Annotated in this window: 11 protein-coding genes; 7 read left to right on the forward strand and 4 right to left on the reverse strand. The window is 43.5% G+C overall.

Annotation, left to right across the window (positions count from 1 at the left end):
- Positions 1-18: 18 nt before the first annotated feature.
- From eat to LVD51_RS10740, 5 genes are read left to right on the forward strand one after another with little or no spacing between them, the layout of a single operon-like run.
- Positions 19-1,338: an ethanolamine permease gene (gene eat, locus LVD51_RS10720; RefSeq protein ID WP_236971232.1), complete on the forward strand. Its 1,320-nt coding sequence runs from the start codon at positions 19-21 to the stop codon at positions 1,336-1,338.
- The gene (locus tag LVD51_RS10725) at positions 1,335-2,708 is read left to right on the forward strand and encodes a glutamine synthetase family protein (RefSeq protein ID WP_236971233.1); all 1,374 of its coding nucleotides are present in this window, start codon (positions 1,335-1,337) and stop codon (positions 2,706-2,708) included. Before eat ends, LVD51_RS10725 begins: the two co-directional genes overlap by 4 nt.
- Positions 2,709-2,729: 21 nt before the next feature.
- Positions 2,730-3,881, forward strand: a complete 1,152-nt coding sequence (locus LVD51_RS10730; protein ID WP_236971234.1) for an iron-containing alcohol dehydrogenase — start codon at positions 2,730-2,732, stop codon at positions 3,879-3,881.
- 11 nt (positions 3,882-3,892) lie between these two features.
- Positions 3,893-4,627, forward strand: coding sequence for a gamma-glutamyl-gamma-aminobutyrate hydrolase family protein (locus LVD51_RS10735; protein ID WP_236971235.1), 735 nt, complete (start codon positions 3,893-3,895; stop codon positions 4,625-4,627).
- A gap of 12 nt (positions 4,628-4,639) precedes the next feature.
- Positions 4,640-6,028: an aldehyde dehydrogenase family protein gene (locus tag LVD51_RS10740; protein WP_236971236.1), complete on the forward strand. Its 1,389-nt coding sequence runs from the start codon at positions 4,640-4,642 to the stop codon at positions 6,026-6,028.
- A gap of 17 nt (positions 6,029-6,045) precedes the next feature.
- Here the strand turns inward: LVD51_RS10740 and LVD51_RS10745 are convergent, their stop codons facing one another.
- Positions 6,046-7,752: an IlvD/Edd family dehydratase gene (locus LVD51_RS10745; protein ID WP_236971237.1), complete on the reverse strand. Its 1,707-nt coding sequence runs from the start codon at positions 7,750-7,752 to the stop codon at positions 6,046-6,048.
- Between the two features lie 176 nt (positions 7,753-7,928).
- Between LVD51_RS10745 and LVD51_RS10750 the strand changes: the two genes are divergently transcribed.
- Complete coding sequence (locus tag LVD51_RS10750) at positions 7,929-8,693, forward strand: SDR family NAD(P)-dependent oxidoreductase (protein WP_236971238.1); 765 nt, start codon at positions 7,929-7,931, stop codon at positions 8,691-8,693.
- A gap of 316 nt (positions 8,694-9,009) precedes the next feature.
- Here the strand turns inward: LVD51_RS10750 and LVD51_RS10755 are convergent, their stop codons facing one another.
- The 3 genes from LVD51_RS10755 to LVD51_RS10765 all read right to left on the reverse strand — a co-directional run bounded on the left by LVD51_RS10755 (position 9,010) and on the right by LVD51_RS10765 (position 16,786).
- Positions 9,010-12,384: a proline dehydrogenase family protein gene (locus LVD51_RS10755; protein ID WP_236971239.1), complete on the reverse strand. Its 3,375-nt coding sequence runs from the start codon at positions 12,382-12,384 to the stop codon at positions 9,010-9,012.
- A 200-nt stretch (positions 12,385-12,584) separates the two neighbouring features.
- Positions 12,585-14,693 (reverse strand): outer membrane protein assembly factor BamB family protein, encoded by a 2,109-nt coding sequence (locus LVD51_RS10760; protein ID WP_236971240.1) that lies wholly within the window; start codon positions 14,691-14,693, stop codon positions 12,585-12,587.
- A gap of 23 nt (positions 14,694-14,716) precedes the next feature.
- Positions 14,717-16,786: an outer membrane protein assembly factor BamB family protein gene (locus LVD51_RS10765; RefSeq protein ID WP_236971241.1), complete on the reverse strand. Its 2,070-nt coding sequence runs from the start codon at positions 16,784-16,786 to the stop codon at positions 14,717-14,719.
- Between the two features lie 334 nt (positions 16,787-17,120).
- Here LVD51_RS10765 and LVD51_RS10770 point away from each other — a divergent pair, with 334 nt between their 5' ends.
- The gene (locus tag LVD51_RS10770; protein WP_236971242.1) at positions 17,121-18,185 is read left to right on the forward strand and encodes a LacI family DNA-binding transcriptional regulator; all 1,065 of its coding nucleotides are present in this window, start codon (positions 17,121-17,123) and stop codon (positions 18,183-18,185) included.
- Positions 18,186-18,205: the final 20 nt, after the last annotated feature.

An 18,205-nucleotide genomic window follows, 5' to 3' on the forward strand; every position in this document is an offset into this window, starting at 1 on the left:
CCCATAATACTGCAAAATATGAGCAACGAACAATTAAAACAAAGTCTAGGTCCATTGATGTTATGGGGACTAGGAGTGGGATATGTCATATCGGGCATGTACTTTGGATGGAATTTAGGATTGGCAGAAGGAGGCACTTACGGTCTGGCCATTGCCACCTTTTTCATCATTATCATGTACGTCACCTTTACCTTTAGTTATACAGAAATGGCCTGTGCCATACCCAAGGCAGGGGGAGCCTTCGACTATGCCAACCGTGGACTGGGTAGAAAATTGGGCTTCTTTGCCGGAATGACTCAAAATATCGAATTTATATTTGCACCGCCAGCGATAGCCGCCGCTATTGGAGCCTACCTCAACCTACTCTATCCCGATATACATCCCATGTTATTTGCCGTGGCTGCCTATTTGATTTTCACTACTATCAACGTATTGGGAGTCAAACTGGCCGCTTCCTTCGAACTGGTGATCACGGTGTTGGCCGTCATCGAATTATTGATTTTTGCCGGCGCCACCCTTCCCTCTTTCGAATGGGCCAACCTACATAAAAACCCACTGCCCAATGGTTTTCAAGGAGCATTCGCGGCCATCCCATTTGCCATATGGTTTTTCTTGGCCATCGAAGGAGTAGCCAATGTTGCCGAAGAAGCCAAGAATCCTCAAAAAAATGTATTAATCGGATTTGGATCAGCCATCGGCACTCTGGTATTTCTATGTATCCTCACCTTTATGGCCGCAGTAGGTGTAAATGGTTGGGAAACCGTCGTCTATCCTCCGGGCAGCGACACTCCTTCTGACTCGCCATTGCCCTTGGCCTTAGCCCATGTAGTAGACAGCGGACATTTCCTGTACAAATTACTGATAGGGATAGGACTGCTGGGATTGATCGCCTCTTTTCACGGAATAATATTGGCTGCCGGCAGGGCTACTTTTGAATTTGGACGAGTGGGCTATGCGCCGAAAAAAATTAAAAAAATACATTCCAAATTTCAAACCCCAGCCAATGCCTTAATCCTCAATATGGCCATTGGAATCTTGGCTTTATTCACTGGAAAAACTTCAGAAATAATCACCATCGCCTGTTTTGGCGCCCTCAATCTATACATTATATCCATGATCACTTTCTTTGCGCTGCGCAAAAAAGAACCCAATCTCGTCCGACCATTTAAAGTGCCCATCTATCCACTATTCCCAGCTACCGCATTGATCATAGCCGTGGTTGCTTTAATAGCCATGACTTATTACAACCTCACGCTTGCCCTAATATTTTACGGCATTATTGCCATAGCCTATATCGGCTACCTATTATTTTTAGATAAAAAAACTGCGACATCATGAATGACGAAACATTAAAATCAAACATATTTCAACAAATAATCGACAGTCCACATCAAAAAGTCAAGGTAGCCATTGCCGATATCGATGGGGTTTTGCGAGGCAAGCTGATGCACAAAGAAAAATTCCTACAAGTGATGGAATCGAATTTTGGATTCTGCAACGTCGTTTACGGATGGGATATGGCCGATCAATCCTACGACAATGTCCAGGTATCGGGCTGGCATACCGGATATCCCGATGCCGAAGCCTTTGTCGATTGGCGAACTTATCGCAACATCCCATGGGAAAACAACCTCCCATTCTTCCTCGCCGATTTCACTGGTTCTCAAGCGTCTTCGGCCATGGCGGCCTGCCCTCGCAGCCTGCTCAAACAAGTGATCACCAAGGCCCACACTATGGGATTTACTCCATTTTTTTCACAGGAATTTGAATGGTTTAATTTTAAACAAAATAGTCGGGAACTCTACGAAAAAAACTTCCAACAACTTCAACCCCTCACTTCTGGTATGTTTGGATATTCCCTGCTAAAAGCGGCAGAATACAGTGAGTACTTCAACGATTTGTTCGATTTATTAGCCCAATTTAGAGTTCCCCTCGAAGGATTGCATACCGAAACCGGTCCTGGCGTATATGAAGGCGCCATCCAATACAGTGAAATTTTAGAAGCCGCCGATCGCGCCGTATTATTTAAATCCGCTGTTAAAGAAATCGCATTTAAACACGACATTATACCGAGTTTCATGGCCAAACAATCGCAAGAATTACCGGGATGTAGCGGCCATGTCCACCAAAGTTTATGGAATATAGAAAAGAACAAAAACTTGTTTTACGACGGCGATGCTGTCCATAATATGAGCCGAGTTTTCCAGCAATATTTAGCAGGACAGATTCACTGTCTACCCCATATTTTACCCATGCTGGCCCCTACGATCAACAGTTACAAACGTTTGGTAGAAGGAGCTTGGGCACCCACGACATTGACTTGGGGTGTGGACAATCGGACTACGGCTTTTAGAGCCCTCCCACTGGGTGAAAAATCCGCTCGTTTGGAATCTCGCGTCGTAGGATCCGATGTCAATCCCTATCTGGCAATGGCGGCTTGCTTGGCCAGTGGATTGTACGGCATAGAACACAATCTGTCCTTGGATCTGCCTCCCACATCGGGCAATGGCTATGAAGATATAGGGGGTGGTCGACTGCCATCGAATCTTTTCGAAGCCAGTCAAGCCATGGATAAATCTCCCATATCTAGAGAACTTTTCAATCCGGCATTTGTAGATCATTTTACTCAAACTCGATTCTGGGAGTGGAGACAATTTTCGGTAGAAATCACAGACTGGGAAAAAAAACGTTACTTCGAAATCATTTAAAAACAGAAAAACAAATATACCGTGTTAGATATTCAAAAAACCTATCAATTTAACTTTCCAACCACAATTCGGTTTGGAGTAGGTATTGTCAAAGAATTGCCCGCTTACTTAAAGCAAGAGGCCATTGACCGACCACTATTGGTCACCGACGCCACTGTGGCTGAATTGCCTTTTTTTAAATCTATCGTAGAAAATTTAGAACGACATCATATCAATGTTGAGGTTTTTAGCGAAATGCATAAAAACCCCATTAAATCCGATGTCTTAAAAGGAGGGCAAGCCTATAATTCCAGCCAACGCAATGCCATTATCGGTATCGGCGGTGGGGTGGCCATCGATGTAGCTCGAGCCATAGCCTTGCGCATTCACCATCATCGAGACCTCTTCGATTACGACGATTTAATCGGGGGCGATCAATATGTCACCGAAGCGGTTCCACCTTTTATCGCCATCCCCACCACTTCGGGAACCGGTAGCGAAGTGGGACGATCTGCCATTATATCTGAAGATGAAACCAAGAAAAAAAGAATTTTATTTAGTCCCAAATTGATGGCCAATATCGTATTTGCCGACCCCGCTCTGACTATGGATTTGCCTCCATTTATTACGGCAGCCACTGGTATGGATGCTTTGACCCATAACATGGAAGCTTATTTGGCCAAAAATTATCATCCCATGTGCGATGGAATAGCCTTGGAAGGCATGAAACTCATTGCTCACTCCATAGAATCGGCAACGAATGCCCCCGATTTAAAGGCCAGAGCCGAGATGTTGCTGGGATCAATGATGGGATCGGTGGCATTTCAAAAAGGATTGGGCGTCGTCCACAGTTTGGCCCACCCCCTTTCCAGCCTTTTGGACACCCATCACGGATTGGCCAATGCCGTCAATCTCCCCTATGGGATGGCCTTTAACTACCAGGGGTTTGAAGATAGGTTTGACGCCATGGCCAGTGCTCTAGGCTTGGGTAGGGATGCCGGAAGTCGAGTCATGGACTATTTGACCGAACTCAACCAAAAATTATCATTGCCGACAAAATTGTCCGACATAGGGGTTGAACCGGAACACATCGATGAATTGTCGGTATTGGCTGAGGCAGATTTTGCCCATCCCAACAATCCCAAACCCGTAAGCCAAGCCGATTTTAAAGAACTGTATTTAAAAGCTTTATAACCTATAGACAGATGAAAAAGATAGGGATTAGTGCTTGTTTTATGTATCCCGATGTGGAGCGGACGGTTTTTGGCCATAAGCGATTGAATTATATAGAGAACGACATGTCGGTTTATTTGACGAGAAAGGGCATATTGCCGGTATTGATTCCCGATGTACTGCCTGAAATCTTGGCTGATATATTGGATGAAATGGACGGGTTTGTGTTGCAGGGCGGGGCAGACATAGCTCCGCAAACCTACGGTGCGCAGGCCATTGGGCACTGGGAGGGAGATGGTTACCGGGATCAATACGAACTCAAGATCATGGATTACGCCATTCGGCATTCCAAACCATTGCTGGGCATCTGTCGAGGATTTCAATTGATGAACGTCTACTTTGGAGGCAGTCTATACCAGGATATTGCTACGGAGATTAGCAATGCCCACCAACATCGATCCGCCGAATTGTACGACACGATTTGTCACCCCATTGAATGGGTCAAGGGCAGCCTATTTGAAAGTCTTTACAGCCACGAAAAAAATCCACATGTCAACACGGTTCACCATCAAGCCGTCAAGGAATTGGGGCGCGATTTAAATGTTTATGCCCACTCCGACGATGGACTGATCGAAGCCTTTGGCTATTCTGGAGCACCAGAAGGCAAAGTCATGGGTGTCCAATGGCATCCGGAGTTTTCTCATACCTTGGGCGACAAAGTCATTGATGCCGATATATTATTGGATTTGTTTATCCAACATCTTTAAAACGAAAATCACATGAGCAATCAATCTATAAAATTTCTTAAAGTAATTAATCCTGCCAATGCCAATATTGTCGATGAAATCCCTATGGACACGGCGTCCTCATTGGCTTCAAAATTTACCCTGCTAGAATCAGGGCAAGCGCAATGGAGGCAAAAGTCAGTGGCCGAACGCCTGGCTATTATTCAACGTTTTGGAGAAATCGTCAAGACCAATCTCGAAGTATTGGCAGAAATCCTGACCACAGAAACGGGCAAACCTCTTCAACAATCGCGCAACGAAATCCGAGGTGCTCAAAATCGCATTGTCCATTTAACGGCTTACGCCGAAAAGTGGTTGGCCACCGAGACCTTCGATACGCCTTCAATGATTGAGACCATTAAATACGAGCCTTTGGGCGTGATCGCCAATATTTCCGCTTGGAATTTTCCGTACAACGTAGGCTACAATGTATTTTTATACGCCTTAGTCGCAGGCAATGCCGTCATGTATAAACCTTCCGAATACGCCAGTCTTACCGGACTTAAGATGGCCGCTTATTTGTATGAAGCTGGACTTCCAGAGTCGGTTTTCCAAACCGCCATCGGAGATGGAGAAGTGGGACAAGCTTTATTAGACATGGATTTTAATGGATATTTCTTTACCGGATCACACAAGACCGGACAGCACATTGCCCAAAGTTTGGCGTCCAAATTAATTCCTGTCCAACTCGAACTCGGAGGCAAAGATCCACTTTATGTAATGGACGATATCCAAGATATTCGCCAAGCAGCCATCAATGCTGCAGAAGGTGCCTTCTACAATGCGGGACAAAGCTGTTGTGCCGTAGAACGGATATATGTTTCCAGCTCTATCTACGATGAATTTTTATCACATTTTGTGGAAGAGGTTAAATCCTACAAAGTAGGCAATCCCATGTCGGCCGATACATTTATAGGTCCCTTGACTAGAAGCGCACAAATAGAGGTGTTGGAAGCTCAGGTAAAAGATGCTTTGGACAAAGGTGGGCAGCTGGAATGCGGGGGCAAAAAATTACCAGGACTTGGACATTATTTTGCACCCACGGTATTGTCAGCGGTTAATCACTCCATGTCTGTGATGATGGAAGAATCTTTTGGCCCCATAATAGGCATCCAAGCTGTGGATTCCGATGAAGAAGCCATAGGATATATGAAAGATACCGTCTATGGATTGACAGCAGCCGTGTTTTCACAGGATAAAGAACGCGCCATAGATGTCTTAGAGTCCATGAATACCGGTACGGTATATTGGAATTGTTGCGACAGAGTAAGTCCTAATTTACCGTGGTCGGGCAGAAAAAATTCTGGTTTGGGATCTACCCTATCTTCTCAAGGCATTCGCGCATTTGTACAACCCAAGGCCTATCAACTTCGCCTACCCTAACAAATCGATATATTATTTTAATGGGAATCTCTGGTTACTTTACTGCCAGAGTTTCCCTTTAAGAATGACAAATCCATGCCTTGATCGGCCTGCTCCACATGGTCTATAAACATTTTGACATACCCTCGATCTATCCCCAAGTCGATCGGCTTCCACTCACTTCGTCGCCGTGCCAACTCTTCATCGCTGACATCGAGATGGAGTCGGCGTTGAGCTACATCGACCTCTATCCAATCTCCATCTTCCACCAAAGCCAGATTGCCTCCGATAGCTGATTCTGGAGATACGTGAAGAAAGGTAGTGCCAAATGCCGTCCCACTCATACGCCCATCGGAAATCCTTACCATATCGGTCACCCCTTTATTCAACAACTTTCCGGGCAATCCCATATTTCCGACTTCCGGCATACCTGGATATCCTTTTGGACCTACGTTTTTCAAAACCAATATACTGGATTCATCCACGGGCAAATCTTCATCGTTGATGCGGGCATTGTAATCTTCTATGGTTTCGAAGACTACGGCTTGGCCGCGATGTTGCATCAATTCTGGGGTAGCAGCCGAGGGTTTTATCACGGCCCCTTTTTCACAAAGGTTGCCATAGACTACTGCCATGCCTGATTCGTCTTTAAACGGTTTGTCTAGACTGGCGATTATGGCGTCGTTAAAGCATTCTGCATCGCGACAATTTTCGGCGACCGACTTCCCATTGACGGTTATCACATTGGGATGAAGGTAGGGCAATAGTTCTTTTAGCACGGCGGGCAGACCTCCAGCGTAGTAAAAGTCTTCCATAAAATATTGACCTGATGGTTGCAAATTGGCCAATAATGGAATTTTACTCCCCAATTCGTCAAAGTCTTTGAGACTGAGATCAATACCTATCCGACCGGCAATGGCCATTAGATGGATCATAAAATTGGTAGATCCTCCGATGGCTGAATTGGCCATTATGGCATTTTCAAAAACTTCACGGGTCAATATATCTGAAGGTTTAAGGTCTTCTTTCACCATTTCCACAATCCTCCTTCCCGACATATGAGCGATCACCTTTCTGCGAGAATCGGCGGCGGGAATGGCTGCATTTTCCGGCAAGGTCAGACCTAGGGATTCCACCATACAGGCCATCGTGGAGGCTGTCCCCATGACGGCACAATGACCTTGACTGCGACACATCGCACCTTCTGATGCTCTAAAAGTCGCTTCGTCTACGGTTCCCGATCGAAAGGCTTCACTGAGGCGCCAGATATCAGAGGTCGCCATATCTTTGCCACGGAATTTTCCGGTCAACATAGGGCCTCCGGATACGGCAATGGTTGGAATATCTACGCTACATGCCCCCATTACCGAAGCTGGGGTGGTTTTGTCACAACCCACCAAGAGGACAACACCATCGAGGGGATTGGCTCGAATGGATTCTTCTACCGTCATACTCATGAGATTGCGGAACAACATGGCTGTGGGTTTCATAATGGTTTCACCCAATGACATCACGGGAAATTCTACCGGAAAACCTCCGGCTTCTATGATACCCCATTTAACCGATTCGGCCAATTGTCGAAAATGGGCATTACAAGGAGTGAGTTCAGACCAAGTATTGCAAATTCCGATAACTGGTTTGCCATTGAATTCGTCATCTGGTATTCCTTGATTTTTCATCCATGCTCTATAGATAAAACCATCTTTGCCTTTTCTACCAAACCATTCTTGACTTCGAAGCTTCATAGGGTGTTGTATTTAGTCGTAGTTATTTACATGTAATATTTTACAAAAAAATGTAACAGAAAATTGTAAACAATATTAAAAATTATTTGAAACAAAAAAGTATATTAATGCTAGATATTGTTCAAGAATTATATTTTTACTTTAACAATCCAATCAAAAAAAGGATATTAGCCACCATGACAAAATTTAAAGACAAAACAGCCATTATTACGGGAGCTGCCATAGGCATAGGATTTGAAATAGCCAGACAATTGGCACAAAAGGGTTGCCATATCGTTTTAAATGATATCGATGAAAATGCCGCCCATATTGCGGCCAACGAAATACGAACACTGGGTGGTCAATGCATGGTTGTATCGGGAAATTCTTGCGAAATGGAAGTGATAGACGAGATGATCTCGGTTGCAGAAACAAATTTTGGACAGCTTGATTACGCCATAGCCAATGCCGGCATCACCACATTTGGAGACTTCCTCACCTATAGTCCAGAAAAGTTTCAGCAACTCATGGCTGTCAACCTTCAAGGATCATTTTTCTTGGCGCAGAAAGCGGCGCAGTCCATGATTAAAAACAATGTATCGGGAAGGATAGTTTTTATGTCATCGGTGACAGGTCACCAAGCCCATCAAGATCTCACGGCCTATGGTATGACGAAGGCTGCTCTTCGCCATTTGGGCAAAACTTTGGCTGTTGAATTGGGTCCTCATCACATTACCGTCAATGCAGTATCTCCGGGTGCCACTATGACGGAGCGCACTCAAGAGTTGGACAAAGATTTTCAAGAACAGTGGGAGCGTATCACCCCGACAGGCAAAGTAGCATATACTACTGACATTGCCCATGCGGTATTGTTTTTACTGTCACCATTATCCAGCCAAATCACCGGACAAACCATTGTTGTAGATGGAGGTTGGACGTCTTACAGTCCACAGCCTCAATAGATAAAATTAATCGGAAAGGACGACATAATAAATTAAGGTGAAATCCTTACGATTTACGGGGCAGTGACGCTGTTAATTCGCTATCGAATTACAGGGTGATCACGATTGGTAGAGGCGCAAAATTTTGCGTCTAAATCTAATTTACATAAATTGAAATTTTTATCCATTGATGCCAATAAAGATTATCATGAAGTATTATTAATACCACGCCTCGGCACGGTGGCCTACCCACCCGAGCCCAGTGGTCTCGGTTCCCTCATCCGATGGACATTTAGTCCATCGGGTTGCTCTATTGAGCAACTTCATTCGGTCATTTTCAAGAATCCAATAGATTGCCATACCGGTGATAATTGATGGATCGATTTTGCTCCGTCAAATAATTGAGCAACTCTATCCTCCCACGGGCAGACGGCTTGCGACCATTGACATATATGGCCCGCTGATGACAATACCTTAAAAAATCATCGTCCAATCGATCGAAATTCAACGCCCTTACTATATTCCCCGATCCCAAATCACTATATATATCCGTCCAATCCTCGACAATCTCCAAATGAAGCAACTTCGGCATAACCCTACTCTCTACCGCTAGATACCGTATTGGCACCTTCAATATTTGAGCCACCATGTCCACTCGCAATATATCCTGCATCGATGTCAATCCATCCAATAAACAAATTACATTTTTAGGCCATAGATAAAGATTGATATTGTGCTGACCCCGAATCTGAGCAGCATCAACTTCCAGTTTAAAATGACTGTTTAATTGCTGCCAATAATCGGCCTCTATGGTTTCGATATCACTGTTGCCCTCCTTTTTTAAACTGACAAACTGCATCACGTAATTCGGCCCGCCCGCCTTGCAACCCAAACCAAAAGAGGATGCCTTTATCCCGCCAAAAGGCTGACGCTGAACAATGGCTCCAGTGGTCGATCGATTGGCATACAGATTGCCAGCCTCTATCCGGGACTGCCAATATGCGACCTCCTCTCGAGACAACGACTCAATACCACTGGTCAATCCATACTCCGATCCATTCACTATATCAATGCCATGATCTAAATTCTCTGCCTCCATCACCGCCAGTATAGGACCGAATAATTCTTGCCGATAGACGGGATGATTGACATCAATCCCCCATATCACCCCAGGAGTTAAATAAAAATCACCCTCCCTCTCCGGTTTGATCAACCACTTATCATCGGGAGTGCTCTCAATCACCTGAATTATCTTATCCGATATAGGTACAGACAATGACGACCACTGAACCGCAAAATCCCAAGGATTGCCCTGTCGCTTACTCAAAATACCATCTTTTAGCAACTGCCTAAAATGTTGATCTTCAAAAACCTCCTTCTCCAAAACCAACAAACTCGTGGCCGAACATTTTTGCCCCTGATTACCAAACGCCGATTGTATTACATTTTTAATAGCCTGCTCTCTATCGGCCAAACTGGTAACAATAGTGGCATTTTTTCCTCCCGTCTCCGCATATAATGGCAATCGAGGATTGCGATCTAACAAAAATTTAGCCGTCTCTGTACTCCCCGTTAGAATAACGGCATCGAACAATCCCTCTTCAGATAACAAAGGATCTAAGCCCGCCTCCTCAATAGGCATCAGCATCAATGCCGTACGCGGTATACCAGCTCGCCACATTGCCTGACAAATGACATATGCACAGCCCACTGCATTAATCGATGGTTTTAAAATCACTCGTTTCCCCGCCGCTAGGGAAGCCAATACTCCTCCTGCGGGAATGGCCAAAGGAAAATTCCATGGAGACAATACCAATTGAATACCACGACTTTCCAACTCCATCCCCTCAGCCACCATATTGGACAGTTGAAAAGCGTAATAATTAGCAAAATCTATGGCTTCTGACACTTCGACATCTACTTCGTGAATCGTTTTACCCAATTCTGTGACCGCTACCCCGATTAAATCCCCTCTCGACTTGGCCAACTCTACCGCTACTTTTCTGACAACCTCTATTCTTTCCTCCCAAGTATATCCATACCACTCCGAATCACTCGCTAGAGCAGCTCGATAATCAGCCTCATCGGCCCATTCAATGGCCCATGGCAATGGACCATCCCAACCAATATGGCGATGCGTCGGTCGATCATCTCGATGAATAGGTCCCACTACAGGAATAACCTTCCCTATTATATTTTCAGGATTCTGCCATCTCTCTTTAACCGATGCTATCCACTCTCTATTACTTTTTAAATTCCAATCAGTATTCGCTACATTGTCAAATCCTTGCTGGACGACATACTCTTCTCTACTTCTGTCCTGTTGCCTTTGGGCCACGTCGGACACCGTTGAGATTCTTTCCATTGAGTCGCGAAATTGCTTTTCCAAGAACTGCCATTTTGGAGAATCAACTTTGAGATGAAATCCCTCCTTTAAAAAATTCCCTTCCTGACTCCCTTCATCTAATCGACGAACCAAATATGCTATGGCGTGATGGTAATCTTTTTCCCTGACTATAGGTGTATACAAAATAACAGCTACCCCCCTCGTCAATAAATTCAACACCGTCGGCTCGGCCAAGCCTTCTAACATTTCAAAATCTACATACGATTCCAAATGATGTTTTTTAACCAAATGCAAACCAAAACCTATGTCGAATAAATTGTGCGAAGCAATACCCACATGAAGGTATTCAATCGACGAAGGCTGGAGTAAATGGAGAAGGATCTTTTTAAAATTAGCATCGGTATCCATCTTGTTGTCGTAAGTGGTCAATGGCCAATTTTCTAAAGATGCCTCCGTTTTTTCCATTTCCATATTGGCTCCCTTCACCAAACGAACTTTGACAGGAGCTCCTCCACTTTGACCGCGTTGAATGGCCCAATCTTTTAATTTTTCCATCATGGGAAAACCATCCGGCAAATACGCTTGCAGGACAATTCCAGCCTTTACCTGTTTAAATTCGGGCAGGGATAGAGTTTGCATAAAAGCATCCATGGTGAGACTGAGATCTCGATATTCCTCCATATCGAGATTGACAAACTTTTGCACACCGGTCTCCCTCTCTACATCGAGTACTTGCCGATAAATTATTGACAATTTTTCTATCAAACATTGCAGGGTATCTTCATAGCCCAAGGTTGAGATTTGGGAATACAGAGTAGATATTTTAATGGAAATATAATCGATATTTTCTTGGCGCAAAAGATAGCAATACTGTTGAATCCGCTCATTGGCCTCACGTTCTCCCAACAAAGCCTCGCCAATTAAATTAATATTCAATCGCACGCCTTGTCTCCGTCGACCCTCCACATGTTTTTTGAAACCATCATCATCGACAAAAAACAACACCGGCCGAGTTAATCGCCTAATATAATATTGCAACAGCGGAATGCTGATCTTGGGAACTCGATAACCTATGGTTCGAAATAAATAAACCAAAAAACGCTCCCCAGTTGAAAACAATGCCTGATATCGACTAGAATTGTTTAGCAATTGCAAAATGTAGTCTGCAATTCGCTGTTCATTTTTGGAACGAAATGCCACATCCATCAATCGAATGGCAAAATGTTTGGCCTCAGAGGACTGCAAAAGAGGTTTCATTCGCTCAGTAAAGCCATTGCGTCGGATGGGTTTTGAACTCAACAACAAGTCCTTAGTCAACGATATGGACTGGTCAATCATTGATTTTGTAACTTTTTGATCTGCCATATCTTCATTTTAAATGTTAATGAATGTATACATTAAACGCCTTGCCCGCCTAATGCAATGTAAAATACATTCCAATATCAAAACAATAAATATATAAACAAAGTCAAATCAACAAGATTTTCAAAAAAATAAAACCATAAATTTAAAAAACATTATTATTACATATAAACATGACCCAAAAAACGTCGCAATACCGTCAACTAATCTTCAACCGAAGCCAGGGCAAAAGTCAGATAAGAATCCCCTTTTTTCGTCCCCAATTTGCCTCCACCACAAGCTATGGTTACATACTGACGACCATCAATCATATAAGTGGTAGGAGTGGCAAATCCAGCAGCAGGCAATTCGGTCTCCCATAACAATTGACCAGAACTCTTATCAAAAGCTCTAAAGCGACGATCTTTGGTCGCCGCTATAAATAACACACCGCCTTCGGTGACTACTGGCCCACCATAATTTTCTGTTCCAGTATGTCGGACACCTTGTTTACTGAGGTTTTCATCCTCACCCAGAGGAATCTGCCATAAATGCTCACCAGTATTGAGATCAATAGCAGTCAACTGCCCCCAAGGGGGACTGAGGGCTGGGTTTCCATCCTGATCCAAAAACTTTTTATAGCCATCAAATTGCCATGCAACCAACGGTTCTTCTTCCACCATGACCGGCGGTTGCCAAGCCTCCTCAGGAATTTTCATCAAATACTTTACAAGGGCTTGTTTTTCTTCATTCTTCAATTGGGTAAATCCCGGCATTCTACCTCGTCCCTGTTCGACAATGGTTAATATTTCAGTAGCGCTATGGGACTCACTTAAACCATCCAATGCTGGATACCCACTATCTGGTAATCCAGCCAAATTGTTCTGATGACAGGAAGCACAATTATTGCGATATACCCATTGCCCCAGTGTAGTTTTAATATTTTCCTTAGTCTTTGGGCTTATGGTGAAATACCAAGCCATTTCATTGGAATTGACATATAAAATCCCGTTGGGATCAACTGCCGTCCCACCCCATTCTGCTCCCCCATCACAGCCCGGAAACAAAATGGTAGGCGTTTTACTGAGGGGCATAAATAGACCTTTGTTTGCCGACTGATATACAGCCATCAAAGAATCGCGATAGGGAGAATAGGGATTGATATCGGTCATTTCAAAACTTTGTCTGCTAAATGGTTTGGGCAAAGTGGGCAATGGTTGCACTGGCCAAGCTGCCTCTTCAGCCACAGGTGATGCAGGCACGGCAATAGTATCTATGGGGAACATAGACTCACCAGTCTCTCTATCAAACACGTATACATGACCTGTTTTGGTAGTCTGGGTAACCACGTCGACCAATTGACCCTCTCTTCGGATTTGGGCTAAAGTAGGTGGAGCAGGAAGATCGCGATCCCAAATATCGTGATGCACAAATTGATAATGCCAGAGCCGCTCACCGGTATTGGCATCCAAGGCCAATAAGCAATTGGCAAAAAGATTTTGACCTTTGCGATTGCCACCAAAAAAATCGGGAGATGCCGAACCAGTAGGAACAAAAACAATCCCACGATCGACATCTACGGCCATTCCAGCCCAACTATTGGCTCCACCTACTATACCGTCTTTGTAAGCCTCTGTCGGCCAGGTTTCATAACCGTATTCACCAGGTTCTGGAATGGTTTTAAATGTCCATTTTATACTGCCATCTCTTACATCGATGGCGCGAACATAGCCAGGAGTTCCACCGGCACTCTCCTGCATGGTCAAAGGCATGATAATAGAATTCTCAAATAAGGCGCCCGGTGTTCGAGAAACCACAAAATAATCTTTGTCAGCATCTACAAGGTGAGCTTTTAAACTTACGCGACCACTATCGCCAAAACTAGGTATTGGATGACCGGTATTGGCGTCTAAAGCATATAAGTATGATTTATGTGAGGCCAATATTCTTCTATCCTCTCCATCCTCCCAATAAGTCAGTCCCCTACTTCTTTCGAGGTTTTGATCGCCTGGAGGAATAAATTTCCACAATTCCTGTCCGGTTTTACCATCGAGGGCAAAGACCTTCTTCTTGGCTGTATGACCATATAGTACGCCATCGACCACTATGGGATTGCATTGCATTTCACCAGAATCCAAACTATGGTATTCCCACACTTCTATCAATTGATCTACATTGTCTACATTTATTTGGTCTAGTCTACTGTAATGACTATGCCCCTCATCTCCGAGATATTGTGGCCAATCACCTTCATGTTGTCCACTTTGACAACTCCACAAAACTATGGTCAATAAACATCCTGTCCCCAATAATGGCAATATATTTGTTTTCATCGATATGGTTCTTATCATTAGATCTAGTTATTTTTTTGAAGAGGGATGGTAAATGCGGCATACTTTCCTCCTGACTTAGTATTTAATTTTCCTCCCCCACAAGCGATTACAACATACTGCTTGCCATTGACCGAATAGGTAGCCGGAGATGCATATCCAGCGGCTGGTAAATCGTGCTCCCACAATTTTTCTCCGGTAAACTTGTCAAATGCTCTGATTTTTTCATCTCTAGAGGCGGCAATAAAGACTAAGTTCCCTTGGGTGACTAATGGTCCTCCGTAATTATCGGTACCCGTTTCTCCCAATCCACCTGCCATCAATTCTGGATAAGTCCCGAGGGGAACCTGCCATTTGCGTTTACCGCTATTGATATCAATAGCCGTCAAACTACCCCAAGGCGGTTTACTAATAGGGAATCCATCCTCATACCATCTATTGTAACCCGTGTGTTGGTAGGGTAATTCTGCAGCGGTTTCGGTCACAGCTTCCACCTGGGTTATATTTCCGTGAAGAAATTCTACCAAAGCATCCTTTTCTCCTCCACTTAAAAAAGAAAAAGCAGGCATTCGAGCCTTACCTTGGTCCAATATTTGTCGAATACTCGGTTTATCTAATTTTTCCTCTAACCTCTGGAGACTGGGATAGCTTCCATCGTGATTTCCTTCCATATTTTCACCGTGACAGGCACTGCAATGCAAGCGATATAGTGCAGCCCCATCTTTTACTTCCTCATTTTCAGACCATTTGGGGACCAGTGAAGTATACACCGGTATTTCTTTGGCAGGAACATACATGATGCCATCTTCGTCTACGGCTGCCCCACCCCACTGAGCACCTCCATCTGTACCCGGAAAAAAGATAGTTCTCTTCTCGGTAATGGGAATATAAGGTGATCCCGTATTGGATTGCATGATAATATCAATAATAGAATCTCGGTTTGTCATAAAATGATTGACATCGGCGGTATCGAAACTCTGCCTCGTAAAAGGCTCTGGCAATAGAGGAATGGGTTGACGAGGACTTACGTATTCTCCGGGCATAGCCTCTGTGACAAAACTACTGTCCACAATTGGGAAAATAGGCTGACCAGACCGACGATCGAAAACAAATACATGGCCTTGCTTGGTCACTATAGATACTACATCATATTCTCGGCCTTGGTAATTGATGGTAAACAAATTGGGTGGAGCAGGAGGATCTCTATCCCAGATATCGTGACGGACCAATTGATAATGCCATATTTTTTCACCAGTCCTTGCATCCAAAGCCAACAAACAGTTGGCGTATAGATTGTCTCCGGCTCGATTGCCGCCATAAAAATCGTAGGCAGCTGACCCCGTAGGCACATACACTATTCCGAGATCTCTATCTATGGCCGACCCCATCCAACAGTTGGCACCACCGGCCACCTCCCTGGGATTGTCGGCAGCCCATGTCTCTGAACCCGGTTGATCGGGTGATGGAATGGTTTCGAAAGTCCACTTCAATTCACCTGTCCACACATCGTATGCTCGAACATCCCCCAGCATAGCGTGTATGGATTCCGATAGTCTACATCCGACGATGAGTAAATCTTCATATAGGGTAGCTGGAGTACTCATACTTACATTGTTATCTGAACCCGGTCTGGCGATGCCTTCCGATAGATCGATTCTTCCGCCCTTCCCAAAGTCATCAAATAATTGTCCCGTCTGGGGATTGAGGGCATATAAATAACGTCCTCCTCCGAAAAACAGTCGTTGTTCGGGATATACACCATACATAGTTAAGCCTCGACTATTGCCTATTTTTTCGAATTCTATTTCGGTTTTCCAAAGTTCTTCGCCCGATCCAGCTCTGAGAGCAAAAACCTGATTGTCTGCCGTCATACCATATAATATACCATTGATAATAATAGGATTACACTGAATCTGACTTCGATGTCGCAAGCTATCCTGACCTCCGCCATCGTACACCCAAGCCAATGTCAAATCCTCGACATTCTCTCGATGAATTAAATCCAGATTGCTGTAATGATTGCGATGTCCACTCCCGTTGTATTCTGACCAGTCCACATTGGAATATTGCTGATTTTGACATTGCATGCATCCCATACTCACGAAACAAATTATCCAAAATCGAAGATCAGTTATCATATTTTATTTAATGAAACATTAATATTTATATATTTATCAAATATAGCATTTAATGGCATTAGATCCCCTCTAAAACAATCAATATATCGAAATGTCGAAAAAAGACAAATTTCCTTTGAAAATTGGATTTGTTATAAAATTATTAATGATGTAATTAAAGCGAAAATTGATTCCAAAGTCAAAAAAATTTCAAGAAATAATCAATGAACTAAAAATCAAAACAGTTTATATTATATTAGCGTAAATAAAAAAAGGGGAAAGACCGTAATTTTAATAATAAAAGTAAACACCAATGGGCCAACCAAAGAAAGCCATGGGCATAAAAGAAATCGCAAAAAGGGCCAGTGTATCCATAGCTACCGTTGACAGAGTGATCCACAATAGATCAGGAGTTGCCGAAAGTACCCGAAAAAAGATTCTTGAAATCATAAAAGAAATTGATTATCAACCCAATATTTTAGCGAGCCGACTCAAGTCCAACAAGGATTTCACCCTTGGTGTATTGATCCCTAAAATCTCTGAAAACACCAATTTCTGGGAAGCCCCATACAATGGTATAATGAAAGCTCACGATGAGGTAAAGCGGTACGGCATCAATATCAAAATGTACTTATTTGAATTGTCTGATGCAGAGTCTTTCAAAGAAGCAAGTGACAATCTGTTGGCCGATAAAATAGATGGCATCGTTTTATCGCCCTCTTTTTCTGAAGAATCAAGATTGTTGGCGAGGAAGTTAGACAAAAAGAAAATCCCATATATTTTTATCGATGCCCATATTGCGGGCAAAAACAACTTGTCTTATATCGGTCCCAACCTCTACCACAGTGGCTTTGTAGGTGCTGAACTCACCCAATATGCCTTACATTCTGAGGAAGATACGGTATTGGTCATGAATATTTCAAAGACGGAACACACCATAGACAACCTCAAAAAGATCGAAAGAGGTTTTTTGGACTTTTTTATCGACAAAGCCCTGCCCAATCCTGTGAATTCTGTTCAATTGTTAGATGGCAACTTCGCCTTGTTTAAGCAAGAACTGATTCAGATATTAAACAACAAGCCCAAGACCAAGGCCATTTTTGTGACCAATTCTCGGGTATTTTCTATCGCCCGAGTACTCTCTGAGTTGGGAAGAAAAGATATATTTTTGGTAGGATTTGACTTTATCGAAGAAAATAAAAAATATTTAGAGAACAATTCTATCAACTACCTCATTTGCCATAAACCAGAAGAGCAAGGTTATCGAAGTATCATGGCCCTTTATCAACATTTGATATTAATGCAAACGATTGAGAAAGTTCAATATATGCCTATAGACATTGTTACCAAAGGCAGTGCTCCATTTTATGTAAATTAAATAAAATATTATTCTATTAA

The sequence above is a fragment of the Membranihabitans marinus genome (assembly GCF_021729155.1).
Taxonomy (GTDB): domain Bacteria; phylum Bacteroidota; class Bacteroidia; order Chitinophagales; family Saprospiraceae; genus Membranihabitans; species Membranihabitans marinus.